An 18618-nucleotide genomic window follows, 5' to 3' on the forward strand; every position below is an offset into this window, starting at 1 on the left:
TTAACGAGCATACTCAAAATGAGGTCCTAATGTAAGCGCATCGCCTTGACTTCCTCCCGGGCCGAAGGCCGGAGATTCCTACGGCGCTCAGGCGCGGCATCGAGCCACCCCTGAGTCGCTTCGGTGGGTTCCTGCTGCTGGCGGTATTGACTCACCGCTCACTTCACAGGCGCAACGGGCGTGTCCCGCCCTGAGAACATTCATCGCGCCGACCACATCGGCGTTTTCTTCGAAACCGCATTCCACGCATTCGAATTGGTCTTGCGTCTGCCGATTGTCCCCCGACACATGGCCGCAGCATGGGCAGGTGCGGCTCGTGTTTCGTGGCGGCACCGCAATGAGCCAGCCACCATTCCACGCCAGCTTGTAGTCCAGCTGGCGGCGGAACTCGAACCAGCCTTGGTCGAGGATAGCCTTGTTCAGACCGGACTTGGCCCGAACATGCTTGCCTGGATTCTCGGTGGTGCCCGCCGCCGATCTAGACATGTTGCGCACCTGCAAGTCCTCGATACACACCATCGCGTGGTTTTGGCTGATCGTGGTCGTAGTCTTGTGCAGGTAGTCGCGGCGGGCGTTACCGATCCGGGCATGGATGCGCTGGATGCGAGCTTTCGCCTGCTTCCAGTTGCTACTGAACCGGGTCTTTCGGCTCATCGCACGCTGCGCCTTGCGCAGCGCGGCTTCGTGTCGCTTGAAGCTGTTGAGCGGTGCGTAGAACGCGCCATTCGAGAGGGTGGCGAAGCGGGCGATGCCCATGTCGATGCCGATCGCGGTGGTGGCCTGCGGGACGGGCTGCTCGACCTCACGCTGGGTCTGGATCGATACATACCACTTGCCACAGGACTGGCTCACGGTGACGTTTCTCACTACGCCAAGTGCCGCCCGGCTGTTGCGGTAACGCAGCCAGCCGAGTTTGGGCAGGAACAGGCGGCCGTTGGCCTGATCGAGCTTGATCTGCTTCGGATCGGGGTAACGGAAGCTGTCCGACCGACCCTTCTTCTTGAAGCGCGGGAAGTCTGCACGCTTGGCGAAAAAATTCGCGTAGGCGTGCTCCAAATCCTTGAGCGACTGTTGCAGCGGATGCACGGGCGCATCGGCCAGCCACGGTGTTTCCGCGCCATTGCGCCAGGCCGTGAGTTCCTTGCACAGCCCGGCGTAGCCAAGCTTCTTGTCGCCTTGCTCGTACCGTGCCTTCTGCAACGCCAACGCCTTGTTATATACGAAACGGCACGAGCCGGCAAAGCGGCGCATCTGGCGCTGCTGCTCGCCGGTCGGCATGAGTTCGTATTTGAAGGCTTGAAGGCGTTGCATGCGGACAGTACCGTTGGTCGATGAATGATGATAACGATCTTCTGCACGGAAGAGGACTGTACGTTGTGATTGACGCCCTACTTTGCCGGTAGCTGCGCCGGTGCGCCCATCGAAATCATCCGTCAGTCCATCGAGCAGCAGCAGAACACACACTGACCTCCAAGGACGGCTACGCCGTCCGCGCTATCCTTCCCCACCCTGAACGGCGGGACTCGTCGCACGGCGATACGGTGCATCGCGCGCCGCACGCGGGGCAACGCTCACGCGCGAGGCGCGGGCCAGTTCAGGTCCCACGGCGGAACCGGCCGGAACGCGTCGACGAGCGCATCGACGACCACCCGCACCTTCGGCGCGAGAGTGCGCGAGCGCGGCCACAGCGCGGTGATCGGCACGTCCTCGACGGGCGCGCCGAGCGGCACCACGTCGAGCGTGCCGTCGCGCACGTCGTCGATCGCGAGCCACGTCGCGAGGCACGCGAGCCCCATGCCGCTGCGCGCCGCATCGCGCAATGCCTCGCCGTGCCCGATCGTGTAGCGCGGGCGTACCGGCCGCTCGCCGCCGCCCGACGCGGCGTCCGCATGCGGCCACGGCAGCGGCTGCCCGTCCTTCCCGAATGCGAGGCAGTCGTGGTCGCGCAGCGCGTCGAACGACGCGGGCACGCCGCGCCGCCGCAGGTAGTCCGGCGACGCGCAGATCACCAGCCGCTGCATGCACAGCTGCCGCCCGACGAGGCTCGCGTGATCGCCCGGATCGCCGATGCGTATCGCGAGATCGACGCCCTCCTCGACGAGGTCGACGCGGCGGTCCGTGAACGAAATGTTCATGTCGAGATCGGCTTGCGCACGCGCAATCTCCGCCAGCACCGGCACGACGCACAGGCGCCCGAACGAGATCGGCAGGTTGATCCGCACCGTGCCCGACACGCGGCGCATGCTCGACGCCAGCAGCGTCTCCGCCGCGCTCAGCTCCTCGAGCACCTTGCGGCAACTGTCGTAGTACGCGAGCCCTTCGGCCGTCATGCCGAGGCTGCGGGTCGTGCGATTGAGCAGCCGCACGCCGAGCCGGGCCTCGAGCCGCGCGACGCTCTTGCCGGTCACCGACTTCGACACGCCCATGCGCGCGGCGGCCGCGGTGAAGCTGCCGGTTTCGACGGAATGCACGAAGGCGGCGATGCCTTGCAGATGCGAATGGAGGTTCGAAGTCACGGGATTGGCGACGAATCGGCGGAAGTCATGCGCAAAGATATCGCAACACGCGCGAACGCGTCGTCCATAAGATCGGTCGCTCCCTTCCGCAACGAGAGACCCCATGAACACGACGATGAAACAATGGCAGTTGCCGGCGTTCGGCTTGCCCCACCTCGAACTCGCCGACGTGCCGGTGCCCCGGCCGGGGCCGCGCGAGCTGCTGGTGCGCGTCGGCGCCGTGTCGCTCAACTATCGCGACGCGCTCGTGGTCGACGGCGCATTGCTGCCCGACCTGCCGGCCATGCCGTTCGTGCCGTGCTCGGATATGGCCGGCGAAGTCGTGGCCGTCGGCGCGGACGTCACGCGCTTTGCCGTCGGCGATCGCGTGCTCGGCCATTTCTGGACGCAATGGATCGACGGCGACCCGCCGCCCGAGATGACGCGGCACGGCCTGTCGCTGGGCGGCCCGCTGCCGGGCGTGCTCGCCGAATACGTGACGCTCGGCGAGCAGGCCGCCGTGCGCACGCCCGCGTCGCTCGACGATGCCGCGGCGTCGACGCTGCCGATCGCTGCGCTGACCGCCTGGTTCGCGCTCGTCGAGACGGGCGGCGTGCAATCGGGCCAGACCGTGCTGGTGCAGGGCACCGGCGGCGTCGCGCTGTTCGGGCTGCAGATCGCGCGGGCGTTCGGCGCGCGCGTGATCGTCACGTCGCGCGATGCCGGGAAAGCGGCGCGCGCGATGGCGCTGGGCGCCGATGCGTCGATCGACACATCGGACACGCGCGACTGGGCGGATGCGGCCCTCCAGCTGACCGGCGGGCGCGGCGTCGATCACGTGCTGGAACTCGTCGGCGGCGCGAACCTGCGCCAGTCCGCGACGGCCGTCGCGCCGGGCGGGCGCATCGCGCAGATCGGCTTTCTCGACAGCGACGATCTCGTGCTGCCCGCGCTTCCGCTGATGCTGAAGCGGGCGGTCGTCCAGGGCATTACGGTCGGGCACCGCCGTGCGTTCGAACAGATGAACCGCGCATTCGACGAACACGGCATCCGGCCCGTCGTCGAGCACGTCCATGCGTTCGACGATGCGCCGGCCGCGTTCGCGCATCTCGAACGCGGCCCGTTCGGCAAGGTCGTGATCACAGTGGCGTGAGCGGTGCTCGTCGGCGGCGTTCAAGAACGCCGCGTCGGCAACGCGTCGAGGCCCGCCGCATCGCCCGGCGCGGCGGCCGCGTCGCCGTCCGCGATCTCGTCGAGCGCGCGGTTGTTGGTGCATGGCCCGAACACGCCGATCGACAGCATCACGATCAGCATGCTGCCGCCGATCAGCGCGAACACCGCCGACACGCCCGCGCGCTCGAGCAGCAGCGCGACGATGAAACTGCTCGCGATGCCCGTCAGCCGGCCGATCGAATGCACGAAGCCGAGCGCGCGCCCGCGAATCTCGGTCGGGAACACTTCCGACTGGTAGGCCGTCCCGTTGCTCGCGAGCACCGTGTTCGACAGCGTGACGAGCACGCCGAACGCGATCACGAACGCCGCCTGCGACGCCATCGCGAACGCGGTGCCGAACAGCGCGACGCCGAACGCGGCGGCGACGATCAGCCACTTGCGCTCGATGCGGTCCGCGAGCAGGCCCGCGACGAACGGCGACACCGGATACGCGAACGCGATCACGAACGCATACCAGAGGCTCTTCGTGACGGTCGCGCCCTGCGCGGCGAGCAGCGTCGGCAGCCACTGGCTGAAGCCGAAGAAGCCGATGCTCAGGAACGCGTTGAACGCGATCAGCATCGCCGTGCGGCCGCGATGCCGCGCATCCCACATCGACGGCGCGCGCTGCGCGCGCGGCGCCGCGGCGGCCGGCGCCCGCACGGCCGGCAGCGGCCGGCCCGATTCGCGCGCCACCGCCTGCTCGAGCCGCTGCAGCACGGCCTCGGCCTCGGCTTCGCGGCCGGCGAGCACGAGCCAGCGCGGCGATTCCGGCAGCCGCGACTGCAGCCACCACACCACCACCGCGCCGCTGCCGCCGAGCAGCACGACCCAGCGCCAGCCGGCGAGCCCGAGCGGATCGCGCGGCACCCACAGCCACGACACCAGCGCGAGCACCGGCATCGCCAGGTAGCCGACCGCGAAGCACACCGCGAACGCGCGGCCGCGCACCGCCTTCGGCACCAGCTCGGTCAGGAACGCGCCGATCGTGATCAGCTCCGCGCCCACGCCGCAGCCGGCGATGAACCGGCACACGAGAATGCCGAGCGCGCTCGTCTGCACGCACATCGCGAGGCTCGCGGCCGTATAGAGCAGCAGCGCGCCGGTGAACACCGCGCGCCGCCCGTAGCGATCGGCGAGGCGCGACACGAACATCTCGCCGATGAACAGCCCGGCGAACGTCGCCGCGCCGAGCGCGCCCTGGTCCGACATGCCGAGCACGCCGTGCGCGCCGGTGTGGAAGATGCCGTCGCGGATCAGCCCGGGCGGCAGGTAGGTCATCTGGAACAGGTCGTAGACTTCGAAGAACCCGCCGACGCTCAGGAACAGCACGAGCTTCCAGATGCTGGCCGTCGCGGGCAGCCGGTCGATGCGCGCGGCGATCGACGCCGCAGGGGTATGGGACATGACGTTTCCTCGATGAGCCGCCGGCGCGTCGCATGTATCGCGTGCCTCGCGCGCGGCGGCGACGTTCACACGGTGGCGACCGGGTTGACGGGCGAGCCGACCAGCCCGCGCAGGTGCAGCGGCGGTGCGGTGAGCAGGAAGCGGTTGCGCCGGTGCGCGCGCAGCCAGTCGGCGAGCGGCGTCAGGTGCCACAGCTCGCCGAGATGGATGCCGAGCTTGAACAGGCACAGCTCGTGCAGCGGCATCAGCGCGCCGGGCCGCGCACGCGGCGGCGCATTGTGCGGGCGCTCCTCGACTGCGTGGTTGTCGGCCGCGAGCGCGGCCAGGCCCGATTCGGCGATCCACTCCAGCAGCCGCGCATCGTCGCCGTCGAGCACGCAGCACGCGTGCGGCGCGCCCTGCTCGCCCGATTCGCCGCGCGCGGCAGCCTCGAGCAACCGGTCGGCGAACCCCGTGTGCACGCACACGATGTCGCCGCGCTCGACCGTCACGTCGTCCGCGCGCAGCACGGCCATCCACTCGGCATAGCCGATCTTGCGCCGTTCGTCGCCGAAGTGGCGGCGCAGGTCGACCAGCACGCCGCGCCCCTGCACGCCCGTGCGCGCCATCACCTCGATGCCGAGCGCGTGCGCGCCGCCCTGCGGCGCACCGGCTTCCGGCACGCGGATGTGCTCGCCCATCCGGTAGCCGTTGTAGAACACGCGCTGCGGGTCGCCGCCGCCGTCCGCGTCGAACAGCGAACCAACGTGCGACAGCGCATCCCACTGCGTCGAAAACTGCGAATGCATGCAGAACGCGTCGTCGCAGACCACATCGGTTGCGTTCGCAACCTGTTCGTCCGCGCGATAGCCGAAATACGGCTTGTCGCCGAGCAGCGCCGGCATGATCGCCGGCGGCCGGCGCCGCGCGTTCAGCCCGCCGCCGCGCGGCACGTCGAGCGGCAGGCTCAGCGAGAACACGCGGCCTTCGCGCACTTCCGCGACGCCGCGCAGCACGGCGTCGGGCGTCAGCCAGTTCAACCGCCCCTTCTGGTCGTCCGGGCCGAAATCCCCCCAGTTCGAGCCGGGCGGCCGATGGGTCCAGCGTGGCTTCATGGGTGTCTCCTCCATGCGATGTCCAATGCGTGCGGGCCGGCGCGCGCAGCCGTCTGTCGCGGCCGCGTCGCGCGACGCCGCGCCTATTGCGAACGAATCACGCCGAGCCCCGCGAGCCGCTCGTATTCGCGCTCGCCGAGCAGCGGCAGCAGGATCTCGCGGTTGTGCTCGCCGAGCGCGGGCGCGGGCCGGCGGAACGTGCCGGGCGTGGCCGACAGGCGCGGCGTGATGTTGTGCATCGGCAGGCTGCCGACGTCGTCGTCGGGCAGCTCGACCAGCGCCTCGCGCTCGATCACGTAATGGTCCGCGACGATCTGCGCGATGTCGTGGATCGGCCCGGCCGTCACGCCCGCTTCCTCGAAGAACGCGAGGTTGGCATCGAGATCGCGCGCGCCGATGAACGCGCCGACGATCGCGTCGAGCGCCTCCGCGTGCTGCACGCGCTGCACGTTGGTCGCGTAGCGCGGATCGTCGATCAGGTCCGCGCGGCCGATCGCGTGGAACAGCCGCTCGGCCATCGCCTGCGTCGAGCTCGACAGGCACAGCCACTTGCCGTCGCGGGTGCGATACGCGTTGCGCGGCGCGGTGTTCGACGAGCGGCTGCCGGTGCGCGCCTTCACCTGGCCGGTCAGCGCGTAGTTCGCCGCGGCCGGCCCGAGGATCGACAGCAGCGGCTCGAACAGCGACACGTCGATCACCTGCCCGGCCACGCCTTGCGCGTCGCGCGCATGCAGCGCGACCAGCACCGCGATCGCGCCGGACAGCCCGGCCGTCATGTCGCCGAGGAACATCGGCGGCAGCACCGGCTCGCGGTCGGCGAAGCCGTTGATCGCCGCGAAGCCCGCATACCCTTCCGCGAGCGTGCCGAAGCCCGGCTTGTGGCGAAACGGCCCGGTCTGCCCCCAGCCGGAGATGCGCGCGATCACGAGCTGCGGACGGATCGCGAGCAGCGCGTCCGGGCCGAGCCCCATCTTCTCGGCGACGCCCGGCTTGAAGCTCTCGACGAACACGTCGGCGTCGCGCACCAGCCCCCGCACGATGTCGAGGCCTTCCGGCGCGCGCAGGTCGACGCACACGCTGCGCTTGTTGCGCCCGTACACCTTCCAGTTGGTGCTGACCCCGCCCGCGCCGACCGCGCGCAGCGTGTCGCCGCGCTCGCTCTCGACCTTCACGACGTCCGCGCCGAAATCGGCGAGCTGCACGCTCAGCATGTTGCCCGCCATCAGGCGCGACAGGTCGACCACGCGCACGCCCGCCAGCGGCCCGCGCGCGCCGGCGTCGAACGACTTCGGATGGATCGGGCCGGTAGGCGCGCGACGGCGCGCGCCGGCCGCGTCGGCGGCCTGCGTATCGGGAACGAACATGCGTGTCTCCTGGTGGGTGTGGGTGTCGTTCGGGGCGGAGTGCGCGCGCCGCGCGCCGGCGCTATTCGAGCAGCGCGCCGAGCTGGTCGGCCGCGCGGAACGCGCCGCCGGCCGCGGGCAGGTCGCCGCCCAGCGCGTGCGTCAGCTCGGCGGCGGCCGCCTGCACGCGCGGCAGATAGTCGGCGAGCACCTTCTTGTTGAAGCGGTAGCGCGGCACGCCGAGCGAGATCGCGCCGCTCAGCACGCGGCCGACGCCGAACGCCGGACACGCGATCGCCGCGCTCTCCGGGTCGCGCTCGGCGATCGACACCGCATAGCCCTGCTCGGCCGTCTTCTCGTAATCGCCGCCGCGCGTGCCGGAGAACGCGAGCAGCACGCGCCCGGCCGCGCCGACGTCGAGCGGAAAGCGGTCGCCCTCGCGCAAATGCGTGCGCACCGAACGCTGCGCCTGGATGCGGAACAGGCACACGCGCTGGTCGCCTTCGCGCACGTAGAACGCGGCCGTCTCGCCGGTGTCCGCCGACAGCGTCGACAGGATCGGCATCACGTACTCGCGCAGCTGGAACGACTCGCGGTACATCATGCCGAGCTGGAACACCGCCGGCCCCAGCACGTAGCGCCCGTCGGGCAGCCGCTTGATGAAGCGGAACTGCTCGAGCGATTCGAACATCCGCAGCAGCGTGCTCATGTTCAGGCCCGTCTCCTCGCTCACCTGCGCGAGCATCAGCCCGCCCGGCGCGCTGCCGAACGCGAGCAGCGCCGTGAGTGCGCGATTGACCGCGGCCACGCCGCCTTCCGCCGGATTGCCTGTCTCCACCTTGCTCATATGCACCTCTGGCGATGCCGTGCCGCCCCTCCCGCGAGGCGCCGGCCGGCATCTTGAAAAATGAAAGTCACTTTCATTATACGCAGAACGTCGATGACATCAACATGAATTCGACCGGCGTCGGCGCTTCATTTTCTTTCAAAGTCCCTTGAATCTAGGCGTTAACGATAATCTTGACGAATGGGGGCATCCATCACAAAAATGAAAGTGACTTTCATTTTTACGAGAACAACGATGAATTCGTCGCCGCAACCTGTCTGGCGCTCGCTGCTCTACGTGCCCGCCCACGTCCCCCGTTTCGTCGCGAAGGCGGCCGCCAGCGACGCCGATGCGCTGATCCTCGATCTCGAGGACAGCGTGCCGCCCGAGCACAAGCAGGCGGCCCGCGACGCGCTCGCCGACGCGGTGCCGATGCTGCGCGCCGCCGGCCGCGACGTGCTGGTGCGCGCGAACGGCCCGCTCGACCTGCTCGTGCCGGACCTGCGCGCGGCCGTGCGGGCCGGCGCGCACGGCGTCGTGCTGCCGAAGGTGCGCGGCGGCTCGCACGTCGAGGCGATCGACGAGCTGCTGGGCACGCTCGAGGAAGGCGCCGGCGCGATGCCCGGCGGCACGCGGATCGTCGCGATCGTCGAGACGCCGCAGGCCTTCCAGGCGATGGACCGGATCGCGCGCGCGTCGTCGCGGGTCGTCGCGATGATGCTCGGCGGCGGCGATTTCGCGCTGCACTGCGAGAGCGACGCCGGCGCCGACGTGCTGCGCGTGCCGAAGCAATTGCTGATCATCGCCGCGCGGGCCGCCGGCATCCTGCCGCTCGGCCTGATCGGCGGCCTCGACGAGCTGCGCGACCTCGACGCGTTCGAGCGCATCGCGCGCGCATCCGCGGCGCTCGGCTATGCGGGCGCGACCTGCATTCACCCGCTGCAGGTCGATGCGCTGAACCGCGCGTTCCGGCCTGACGACGACGCGGTGCGCGACGCGCGCGCGGTGCTCGCCGCATACGAGGACGCCCGCGACAGCGGGCGCGGCGCGCTGCGCGTCGACGGCCGGATGGTCGACGCGCCGGGCGTCGCGCGCGCAAAGCGCGTGCTCGCGCGCCACGCGGCCGTGCAGGCGCGCGCGCGCTGAGCGTGCACGGTTACGCCGCGATGCGCCCGTCCGCCCGCGCCGCCCCGCTCCGTTCGCGCCACCGCGCGCCGGGCCGCTCGTTCGCCGCCCGGCCCGGATAGCGGCGCCCCCGCAGCACCGCCGTGCCGCCCGACCCGCACGGCGCATCAACAAAAAAACCACCCCAAAGGAGACGACCCATGGGCAAGCGGATGTCCGCATTGTGCGGACTGGGCCTCGTATCGGCCGGCGCCTGCGCGCAGAGCAGCGTGACGCTGTACGGCATCGCCGATATCTACACCGAATTCCTCACGCACCAGGCCGCGCCCGGCGACAAGTCGTCGGTGTCGCAGGTGCGCATGGCGTCGGGCGGCAAGAGCGGCTCGCGCTGGGGCCTGAAGGGCGTCGAGGATCTCGGCGGCGGCTGGCAGGCGGCGTTCCGGCTCGAAAGCGGCTTCAACCTGAACAACGGCAGCGCCACCGGCGGCGGCGGCTTCGACCGCTCCGCGTGGGTCGCGCTGCAGCACGAACGCTGGGGCGCGCTGCGGCTCGGCCGCCAGTACTCGACGCTGTTCGACATCATGGAGCGCTACTCGCCGACCGGCGCGTATTCGACGCTGTACGAGCCGGCCGGCGCAGTCGTCGGCGTCAACTTCCGCGAGAACAACGTCGCCAAGTACATCGCGAAGGTCGGCGCGCTGACGCTCGAAACGCACTACGCGTTCGGCAACACGCCGGGCGCATTCCAGTCGAACGCCGCATACGGCGCGGGCTTCGACTATGCGGGCGGCGCGTTCTCGTTCGCCGCCGCGTTCGACGACGTCCACACGCCGCAGCCGGGCGGCTTCGCGCATTTCCGCCGCTACGCGGCGTCCACGATCGTGCGGTTCGACCGTGCGCAGCTGATGGCCGGTGTCGTGCACGGCCAGAGCGGCGTGAACACGCCGTCGGTCGTCACGCGCTACACGTTCTGGTGGGCCGGCATGCGCTACAGCATCAGCGATTTCCTGCAGGCGATCGGCGCGTTCTACTACGAGGACATCCACGCGCAGAACCCCGCGAACGCGCAGGCGGGCAAGCCGCAGCCGGCCAACCCGCAGCAGGTCACGCTGCAGTTGAACTACTTCGTGTCGAAAGCCACGACGCTGTACCTGGCGGGCGGCTACGTGCGCCGCGCCGCGCTCGATTTCGACAACTACAACTACAACTTCCTGCACTACACGCTCGCCGCCGGCCGCGCCAGCAGCGTGGGCGTCGCGCTCGGCATGCGCAAGGCGTTCTGAGCCCATTGCCTCTCCCCCAGCTTCAGGAACCTTCGGAGTTTTCCAAAATGAACCGCCGCCACTTCCTTTCCACGCTGTCCGGCGCCGCGCTCGCGCTGCCCTTCGGCCGCGCCGCTGCATCGCCCGCGGCCGACCCGCGCAACGGCCGCCCGGACCTCGCGCAACAGCTCGCCGACTACGCGGCCGGGCTGCAATACCACGACCTCGACGCCGCCACGGTCGAGACGGTCAAGGCGCACCTGATCGACGCGCTCGGCTGCGCGATCGCCGCGCACGACGAACGGCCGGTGCGCATCGCGCGCGACGCGGCGCTCGCGTCGCCCGGCGGCGTCGCGACGGTGATCGGCACCGCGCAGCGCACGAGCCCCGATCTCGCGGCCTTCGCGACCGGCACCGCGCTGCGCTACTTCGATTTCAACGACGCGTACGCCGGCAAGGAGACCGGCCACCCGAGCGACAACATGTCCGCGTGCCTCGCCGTCGCGGAAGCGCAGCACGCGAGCGGCCGCGAGCTGATCCTGTCGATCGCGATCGCGTACGAGATCGCCTGCCGGCTGATGGACGCCGCCGCGATCAGCCCGCGCGGCTGGGATCACACGTGCTACAGCCTGCCGGCCGTCGCGCTCGCCGCCGGCAAGCTGATGCGCCTGCCCGCGCCGCAGCTCGTGCAGGCGATCAGCCTGTCGATCAACAGCCATCTCGCGCTGAACCAGACGCGCGTGCAGGAGCTGTCGAACTGGAAGGCGCTCGCCGATGCGGACGCCGCGCGCAATGCGGTGTTCTCCACGCAGCTCGCGCGCGCCGGGCTCACGGGCCCGTCGCCGATCTTCGAGGGGATGGCCGGGTTCTTCCCGCAGGTGTCGGGGCCGTTCGCCATCGACACGGGCGAATTCGGCGGGCGCGGCGGCGCGTTCCGGATCGGCAAGTGCTTCGTGAAGTTCTATCCGGCGCAGGGGCTCACGCAGACGGCGATCCCGGCGGCGCTCGACGTCGCATCACAGATCGGCGACCTGCGCCGGATCCGCCGCATCGAGATCCACACGACCGAGGTCGGCTACGTGACGGCCGGCCGCGACCGCGAGAAATGGGCGCCGTCGACCCACGAGACCGCCGACCACAGCCTGCCGTACATCGTCGCGCGCGCGATGCTCGACGGCGACATCACGACCGAGAGCTACCGGCACGACGCGCTGCACGATCCGGCGCTGCGCGTGCTGATCGACAAGGTCACGGTGCACGCGGACCCGGCGCTGACCGCCCGCTATCCGGCGCAGGCACCGAACCGCGTGACGGCCGTGCGCGACGACGGCGCGATCTTCACGAAGCAGGTGGACGACCTGCCCGGCTCGCCGACGCGGCCGATGCAGCGCGGCGACTACGAAGCGAAGTTCGCGAAGAACTGCCGGCGGCACTGGCGCGACGCGCAGACGCGCGCGGCGCTCGACTACTTGTGGCGGCTCGACGAACAGTCCGACGTCGCGGCGCTGCCGTCGTTGCTGGTGGTCGGCTGAGGCTGAGCGGCGGCACGGCGGCACGGCGTCGGCGTTGTGGCGGCTCGACGAACAGCCCGACGTCGCGGCGCTGCCGTCGTTGCTGGTGGTCGGCTGAGGCTGAGCGGCGGCACGGCGGCACGGCGTCGGCGTTGTGGCGGCTCGACGAACAGCCCGACGTCGCGGCGCTGCCGTCGCTGCTGGTGGTCGGCTGAGGCTGAGGCTGAGCGGCGGCACGGCGGCAGCTAACGGCTAACGGCGAATGGCGGAGGGCGCGCTACGCCGCCGCCGTAACGTCCTGCTCGAGCGATTCCGCGACCTCGACGATGCAGTTGCGCAGCCACGCATGCGCGTTGCTCGCGTCATAGCGGCGGTGCCAGTACAGCGACCAGGTGACGGGCTCCATCGGCAGCGGCAGCTCGCGGATCACGAGCCGCGCATCGTCGAGGCTCAGCGCGTGCCGCTCCGACATGATCACCGCGTACGGCAGCGCGTCGAGCATGTTCGGCACGACGAGCCAGTGCGGCACGTTCAGCGCGATGCGCCGCGTGAAGTTCATGTTCGCGAGCTGGTTGTCGATCAGGCTGTGGTCCACCGGGTTGATCGACACGTTGAGGAAGTCGAGCGCGAGGAAGCGCTCGAGCGTCAGCGGCCGCTCCGCCTCCGGATGGCTGCGGCTCAGCACGCAGACGAGCCGGTCCTGAAACACCGTTTGCGACGACAGCGTGCCCGAATGCGCGATGCCCGCGCTGATCGCCAGGTCGAGCCGCCCCGCTTCGAGCGCGTCGGCGGTCTTGGCCGCGCTCAGGTGCACGACGTCCATGCCGATATGCGGGGCCGTCAGCCGCATGAGGCGCAACAAGGCGGGCAACATCAGCAATTCGGTGAGATCCGACATGCGGACCGTGAAATGACGCTCCGACGTATACGGATTGAATTGATAATCCGATTCAAATAATGACTCGATTTGTTGCATGATCTGCCGAACCGGCAGCACGAGCGCCTGCGCACGCGGCGTCAATTCCATGCCGAGGGTGGTGCGCGCGAGAATCTCGTCCTTGAACACGTAGCGCAGGCGCGACAGCGCGTTGCTGACGGCCGGCTGCGTGAGGCCGATCTTCAGGCCGGCCCGCGTGACCTGCTTCTCCGTCAGCAGCGCGTCGAGTATCACCAGCAGGTTCAAGTCGATCGATCGAAGATTCATGATTGTGACCATCCACTAAACAGGTTAATCACCGAACCCTAATTACGCGTTAACGCAATTAGAGAATTACCCTGATATTTAGTGCAATGCACAAGAATAGTCCAATCTTGACGCGCGGATAATTTTTCTATAGCCGCCGATATTGGATGGTTTTTTAAATTAAATCCGGTTCTACGCCCTGATTTTTCCGATTCGCTCGCCAATCGGCAATTGGTTTTCCATATTGTGCGATCGGGTTGCAGCGCAAAAAAAGACGGGCGGCGGCCGCCACAAACCCGCCGCCCGCGCCAGGGCCTGTTCCCGCTCATAACGGGCTTGCGAATGTGACAAAAACTCCATAGTGGGGCTGGCCGCCAGCGCAAGCCCGTTATGAGCGGGAACGGGCCCTAAACGGTCGCGACCGGATTCACCGGGGAGCCGACCACCCCGCGCAGATGCAGCGGCGGCGCAGTCAGCAGGAACCGGTTTCGGCGGTGCGCGTGCAGCCAGCCGGCGAGCGGCGTCAGGTGCCACAGCTCGCCGAGGTGGATGCCGAGCTTGAACAGGCACAGCTCGTGCAGCGGCATCAGCGCGCCCGGCTGCGCGAGCGGCTGCGCGTTGTACGGACGCTCCTCGATCGCATGGTTGTCGGCCGCGAGCGCGGCGAGGCCCGATTCGTCGATCCAGCGCAGCAGCCGCACGTCGCTGCTGTCCAGCACGCAGGCGCTGCCGACCGTCGCCGGTGAACCGCCGTCGTCGTGCAGCAGCAGGTCGGCGAAGCCGGTGTGGAGGCAGACGATGTCGCCGCGCTCGACCCGCACGTCGTCCGCGTCCATCACGCGCATCAGCTGGTCGAAGCCGACCTTGGTGCGCGCGTCGCCGAAGTGGCGCCGCAGGTCGATCAGCACGCCGCGCCCCTGCACGCCCGTCTGCGCCATCACCTCGATGCCGAGCGCGCGCGCGCCGCCCGCCGCATCGCCCTCCTGCGGCACCCGCAGGTGCTCGCCCATCCGGAAACCGTTGTAGAACACGATCTCGGGCACGCCGTCGTCGTCCGCGTCGAACAGGCCGCCCACGTGCGACAAGCCGTCCCACTGCGTCGAGAACTGCGAGTGCATGCAGAACGAATCGTCGCAGACCACATCGGTGGCGTTCGCCACCTGTTCGTCGGCGCGATAGCCGAAGTACGGCTTGCCGCCGAGCAGCGCCGGCATGATCGCCGGCGGCCGGCGCCGCGCGTTCAGCCCGCCGCCGCGCGGCACGTCGAGCGGCAGGCTCAGCGAGAACGACAGCCCGGCGCGCACCTCGGCCACGCCCTGCCGCACCTTCTCCGGGGTCAGCCAGTTCAGCCGCCCCTTTTGGTCGTCCGGGCCGAAATCCCCCCAGTTCGAGCCGGGCGGCCGCTTGTTCCAGCGCGGTGCGTTCAAGATGCGAGCCCTCCCGGCTGACCGGCGTGAGGCCGCACGCCGGACGTCAGTGCGGCGAGCGCATCGAGCGGCGCGTCGTCCACGAGTTCGCGCACCGCGTCGCGCAGCGCCAGCGCGCGCGTCATGCCGATCGCCGAGCTCGCCGCCAGCACGAACTTCGCGGTGAGCTCCTGCTCGGTGAGCGGCCGCGCGTTGGTGCCCTTGCTCGACTCGATCCGCACCTCCCGCTCCTCGCCGTCGCGCAGCTTCACGCGCAGCACGGCCGGCAGGAAATTCGGGAAGCGCGCGTCGCACCACGGATCGGCGACGCAGCGCACCTTCGCGGCGAGCGCGCGCCGCGCGGGCTCCTGCGCGCGCGCGTCGTCGAAATCGTCGAACCACACGCCGAGCCCGCCGCCGCCGAGCAGCGCGGCCGCGACCGTGTACGGCCCCGAGAACGCCGCCGCATAGCCGTTCGGCGGGTTCGCCTTCAGCTCGGCCGGCTCGCCGATCGTGCGCAGCGTCGAGGTCGCGACCCGCAGCTCGGCCCACACCACGTCGTCGGCCGTCACGCCGTCCGCCTTCAGCTGCAGCGCCGCGTCGATGCCCGGATGCGTGAAGTGGTTGCACGGATACGGCTTGAAGATGATCCGGCTCGTTTCCCATTCGTCGCCGAGGTCGCGCAGCACCGCGCCGGCGTCGGCCAGGTCGCCGCACCACGCGTGGAAGAAGCCGAAGCGGCCTTCGAGCGCGGTGGGCGGCGCGGTCACGCCCGCGCCGGCCAGTTCCGCCGCGCTCACGCCCGCATGCGCGGCCCAGCCGCAGTGGATCCGCTTCACCGAGCCGCCGGTGCGGTTCGCTTCGAGCAGCCCCGCGCCCATGCTCGCGGCGATCCCGAGCGCGGCGGCGATCTGCGCGGCGTCGTGCCCGAACAGCATCGCCGCGGCGGCCGCCGCGCCGAGCGTGCCGCAGATCGACGTCGCATGCTGGCCGCGCTCGAAGAACACCGAATTGCCGAGCCGCGCGTTGTACGCGGCCACGCCGAGCCGGATGCAGATCTCGGTGCCGACCGTGATCGCGTCGAGCAGCGCCGCGCCCGACGCGCCGCTCGCCTGCGCGGCGGCGAGCGCGGCCGGGATCACCGACGCGCTCGGATGCAGCACCGACAGCATGTGCGAATCGTCGAAATCCATCGCATGCGCGAGCGTGCCGTTGACGAGCGCGGCGCTCGCGGCCGGCAGCCGGTCCGGCGCGCCGATCACGCTCGCGCGGCCGCTGCCGGCCCAGCGCCGCGCGACCTGCAGCACCGACTGCGCGACCGGCTCGCCGTGCGCGATCAGGCTGTTGCCGACCACGTCGAGCACGCGCGCGGCAGCCTCGGCGCGCAGCGTGCGGCTCAGCCCGTCGGCGCGCGCCGCCGCCGCGAAGTGGCCGAGCGCGGCGACGATGCCGTCGGGCGGCAGCGCCGCGTCGCCCGCGCCGGGGCGGGCCGCCGCCGGCCGTTCGGCGCGCGCGGCGGAGGGGGCGGAAATCGTGTCGGGCGTGCTCATGCCAGCGCTCCACTGAGTCGAAGATTGTTCGCGAGCGCGAGCGTCACGCGCGCGTTCGCGATCAGCGGCGGCGCGACCACGCGGCCGTCCGGCAGCACGAACACCGACGACGCCGATTCCTTGCCCGCCGCCGCGTCCACCGCCTCCAGCACGCGCTCGGCCGCGCGGATCTCGTCCTCCGACGGCGTGAACACGTCGTTGATCACCGCGAGCTGCGACGGATGGATCGCGAAGCGGCCGAGAAAGCCCATCGATTTCGCGCGCAGCGTCGATTCCTTCAGGCCGTCGAGATCGGGCAGCGTGTGATAGACGGTCTGGATCGGCCCGGCCAGCCCGGCCGCGCGGGACACCACGACGCAGCGCGCGCGGCACACCTCGAGCGTGAAGTTGTCGACGCCGATCTGCAGGTCGGCGCGCAGGTCGCTCTCGCCGAGCCCGATGCGCTCCAGCCGCGGCGACGCGGTGGCGAGCGGGTAGGCCGTCTCGACGCCGTACGCCGATTCGATCAGGATCTGGATTCCCGCGTCGCAGCCGAGCGCGTCGAGCCAGCCCGCCACTTCCTGGATGTGCTGCGGCAGGTCGCACTTCGGCAGGCGCAGCGCCTTCAGCGCGGGCTGCGCGATCGCGTCGACGTCGTCGCGGCACCACGGGCTCGCGATCGGGTTTATCCGCACGTACGTCGGCTTCGGCGGGCCGTCCGCGAGAATCGCGGCAGCCGCCTTGCGTGCTTCGGCCTTGTGGCTGGCCGGCACGGCATCCTCCAGGTCGAGCACGATGGCATCGGCTTCGCTCGCATACGCCTTCTCCACGACCTGCGCCTTGTGCGCGGGCACGTACAGGTAACTGCGGTAAGTCGCGCTGGTTTTCATATCACGCCTCGTTCGGTCAAATCGGCGATCTCGCGCCGCTCCAGGCCCAATGCGCCGAATACTTCGTCGTTGTGCGTGCCGCGCGGCGGGCCGCCCCAGCGGATCGCGCCGGGCGTATCGGACAGCCGGAACGGCACGTTGTGCGTGCGGAATGCGCCGAGCTCCGTGTCCGGCACCGACACGACCGAGCCGAGCGCCGCGTACTGCGGATCGTCGAGCACGTCGGTGACGTCGTAGATCGGCGCAACCGCCGCCTGCGCGCGCTCGAACTCGGCGATCACGTCGTCGCGCGTGCGCTGCGCGATCCAGCCGCCCACGGCCGCGTCCAGCTCGTCCGCGTGCTTCGCGCGCTCGACGCCGTTCGCGAACCACGGCGCGTCGATCAAGTCCGCGCGGCCGACCAGGTGCATCACGCGCTCCGCGATGCTGTGCGCGGACGTCGACAGCGCGACCCACTTGCCGTCCGCCGTGCGGTACACGCCGCGCGGCGAATTGTTCGGCGAGCGGTTGCCGGTGCGTGCGGGCACCTTGCCCGTCTGGTCGTAGCTCGCGATCTGCGCGCCCATCGCCGCGAGCATCGTCTCGATGATCGCGAGATCGACCACCTGCCCGCGCCCGGTGCGCTCGCGCGCCTTCAGCGCCGTCATGATCGCGAACGCGGCGTTCAGCCCCGCGACGGTGTCCGCGAGCGGGAACGACGGCAGCAGCGGCGGCCCGTCGGCCTCGCCGGTGACCGACGCGAGCCCGCTCATCGCCTCGGCGAGCGTGCCGAAGCCGGGGCGGCTCGCATACGGGCCGAACTGGCCGAAGCCCGTCACCCGCACGAGCACGAGCCGCGGGTTGAGCGCGGCGAGCACGTCGTAGCCGAGCCCCCAGCGCTCCAGCGTGCCGGGCCGGAAGTTCTCGACCACCACGTCCGCCTGCGCGGCCAGCTCGCGAAACAGCCGCTGGCCATCGGGCGTGCCGAGATTCAGCGTGACCGCCCGCTTGTTGCGCGCGAGCACCTTCCACCACAGCGGCACGTCGTCGCGGCGCGCGCCGTACTTGCGCGCCGGGTCGCCGTCCGGGTGCTCGACCTTGATCACGTCCGCGCCGTAGTCGGCCAGCATCGTCGCGGCGAGCGGGCCCGCGAACAGCGTCGCGGCGTCGATCACGCGAATGCCGTCGAGCGGCGCCGGCCGGGTGCTTTCCGACGCCGTGCCGGCGTCGACATCCTCGGCTTCCACAGAGGCCATGGCGTTCTCCATGCAAAGAAATCGAACGGCGCGCCGCGCGTCGCCATCATCTGCATGACTAATCATCATGCAGCGAAGCGAACGCGGCGCGCACCCTGCC

15 protein-coding genes are annotated in these 18618 nt (G+C 70.2%); 4 read left to right on the forward strand and 11 right to left on the reverse strand.

Annotated elements, in window-relative coordinates; genetic code table 11:
- Positions 1 to 87 precede the first annotated feature (87 nt).
- The gene (locus ABFO07_RS28040) at positions 88 to 1311 is read right to left on the reverse strand and encodes an RNA-guided endonuclease InsQ/TnpB family protein (protein ID WP_124491722.1); all 1224 of its coding nucleotides are present in this window, start codon (positions 1309 to 1311) and stop codon (positions 88 to 90) included.
- 260 nt (positions 1312 to 1571) lie between these two features.
- The gene (locus ABFO07_RS28045) at positions 1572 to 2516 is read right to left on the reverse strand and encodes a LysR family transcriptional regulator (RefSeq protein WP_060351548.1); all 945 of its coding nucleotides are present in this window, start codon (positions 2514 to 2516) and stop codon (positions 1572 to 1574) included.
- Between the two features lie 103 nt (positions 2517 to 2619).
- Here ABFO07_RS28045 and ABFO07_RS28050 point away from each other — a divergent pair, with 103 nt between their 5' ends.
- Positions 2620 to 3648 carry a zinc-dependent alcohol dehydrogenase family protein gene (locus ABFO07_RS28050; protein ID WP_060014320.1) on the forward strand — a complete coding sequence of 343 codons (1029 nt, stop codon included), beginning with the start codon at positions 2620 to 2622 and terminating at the stop codon, positions 3646 to 3648.
- A 20-nt stretch (positions 3649 to 3668) separates the two neighbouring features.
- On the opposite strand, the gene ABFO07_RS28055 is transcribed toward ABFO07_RS28050, so the two are convergent.
- The 4 genes from ABFO07_RS28055 to ABFO07_RS28070 all read right to left on the reverse strand — a co-directional run bounded on the left by ABFO07_RS28055 (position 3669) and on the right by ABFO07_RS28070 (position 8398).
- Positions 3669 to 5114 carry an MFS transporter gene (locus ABFO07_RS28055; RefSeq protein WP_347468994.1) on the reverse strand — a complete coding sequence of 482 codons (1446 nt, stop codon included), beginning with the start codon at positions 5112 to 5114 and terminating at the stop codon, positions 3669 to 3671.
- A gap of 65 nt (positions 5115 to 5179) precedes the next feature.
- Positions 5180 to 6208, reverse strand: a complete 1029-nt coding sequence (locus tag ABFO07_RS28060) for a cyclase family protein (protein WP_081064472.1) — start codon at positions 6206 to 6208, stop codon at positions 5180 to 5182.
- Between the two features lie 83 nt (positions 6209 to 6291).
- The gene (locus tag ABFO07_RS28065; RefSeq protein WP_059564332.1) at positions 6292 to 7572 is read right to left on the reverse strand and encodes a CaiB/BaiF CoA transferase family protein; all 1281 of its coding nucleotides are present in this window, start codon (positions 7570 to 7572) and stop codon (positions 6292 to 6294) included.
- 61 nt (positions 7573 to 7633) lie between these two features.
- Entirely contained in the window at positions 7634 to 8398 is a 765-nt protein-coding gene (locus tag ABFO07_RS28070) for an IclR family transcriptional regulator (protein WP_026044329.1), read from the reverse strand.
- Positions 8399 to 8632: 234 nt separating this feature from the next.
- On the opposite strand from ABFO07_RS28070, the gene ABFO07_RS28075 reads away from it, so the two are divergent.
- The 3 genes from ABFO07_RS28075 (at position 8633) to ABFO07_RS28085 (ending at position 12296) form a co-directional block, all read left to right on the forward strand.
- The gene (locus ABFO07_RS28075) at positions 8633 to 9523 is read left to right on the forward strand and encodes an HpcH/HpaI aldolase/citrate lyase family protein (protein ID WP_060014322.1); all 891 of its coding nucleotides are present in this window, start codon (positions 8633 to 8635) and stop codon (positions 9521 to 9523) included.
- Positions 9524 to 9702: 179 nt separating this feature from the next.
- Positions 9703 to 10785, forward strand: coding sequence for a porin (locus tag ABFO07_RS28080; protein ID WP_059882949.1), 1083 nt, complete (start codon positions 9703 to 9705; stop codon positions 10783 to 10785).
- Positions 10786 to 10832: 47 nt separating this feature from the next.
- Complete coding sequence (locus ABFO07_RS28085; protein ID WP_124491705.1) at positions 10833 to 12296, forward strand: MmgE/PrpD family protein; 1464 nt, start codon at positions 10833 to 10835, stop codon at positions 12294 to 12296.
- Positions 12297 to 12552: 256 nt separating this feature from the next.
- On the opposite strand, the gene ABFO07_RS28090 is transcribed toward ABFO07_RS28085, so the two are convergent.
- The 5 genes from ABFO07_RS28090 to ABFO07_RS28110 form a co-directional block, all read right to left on the reverse strand.
- Positions 12553 to 13479 carry a LysR family transcriptional regulator gene (locus tag ABFO07_RS28090; RefSeq protein WP_059809041.1) on the reverse strand — a complete coding sequence of 309 codons (927 nt, stop codon included), beginning with the start codon at positions 13477 to 13479 and terminating at the stop codon, positions 12553 to 12555.
- 386 nt (positions 13480 to 13865) lie between these two features.
- A complete protein-coding gene (locus ABFO07_RS28095) occupies positions 13866 to 14885 on the reverse strand; it encodes a cyclase family protein (protein ID WP_059809045.1) in 1020 nt (339 codons plus the stop codon).
- A complete protein-coding gene (locus ABFO07_RS28100) occupies positions 14882 to 16414 on the reverse strand; it encodes an MmgE/PrpD family protein (protein ID WP_347468996.1) in 1533 nt (510 codons plus the stop codon). The genes ABFO07_RS28095 and ABFO07_RS28100 overlap by 4 nt, the downstream gene beginning before the upstream one ends.
- Positions 16411 to 17283 (reverse strand): HpcH/HpaI aldolase/citrate lyase family protein, encoded by an 873-nt coding sequence (locus ABFO07_RS28105; protein WP_059564326.1) that lies wholly within the window; start codon positions 17281 to 17283, stop codon positions 16411 to 16413. Before ABFO07_RS28105 ends, ABFO07_RS28100 begins: the two co-directional genes overlap by 4 nt.
- Positions 17280 to 18518 carry a CaiB/BaiF CoA transferase family protein gene (locus tag ABFO07_RS28110; protein WP_430733066.1) on the reverse strand — a complete coding sequence of 413 codons (1239 nt, stop codon included), beginning with the start codon at positions 18516 to 18518 and terminating at the stop codon, positions 17280 to 17282. Before ABFO07_RS28110 ends, ABFO07_RS28105 begins: the two co-directional genes overlap by 4 nt.
- Positions 18519 to 18618 lie beyond the last annotated feature (100 nt).

The organism is Burkholderia stagnalis (assembly GCF_039848545.1).
GTDB classification, from domain to species: domain Bacteria; phylum Pseudomonadota; class Gammaproteobacteria; order Burkholderiales; family Burkholderiaceae; genus Burkholderia; species Burkholderia stagnalis.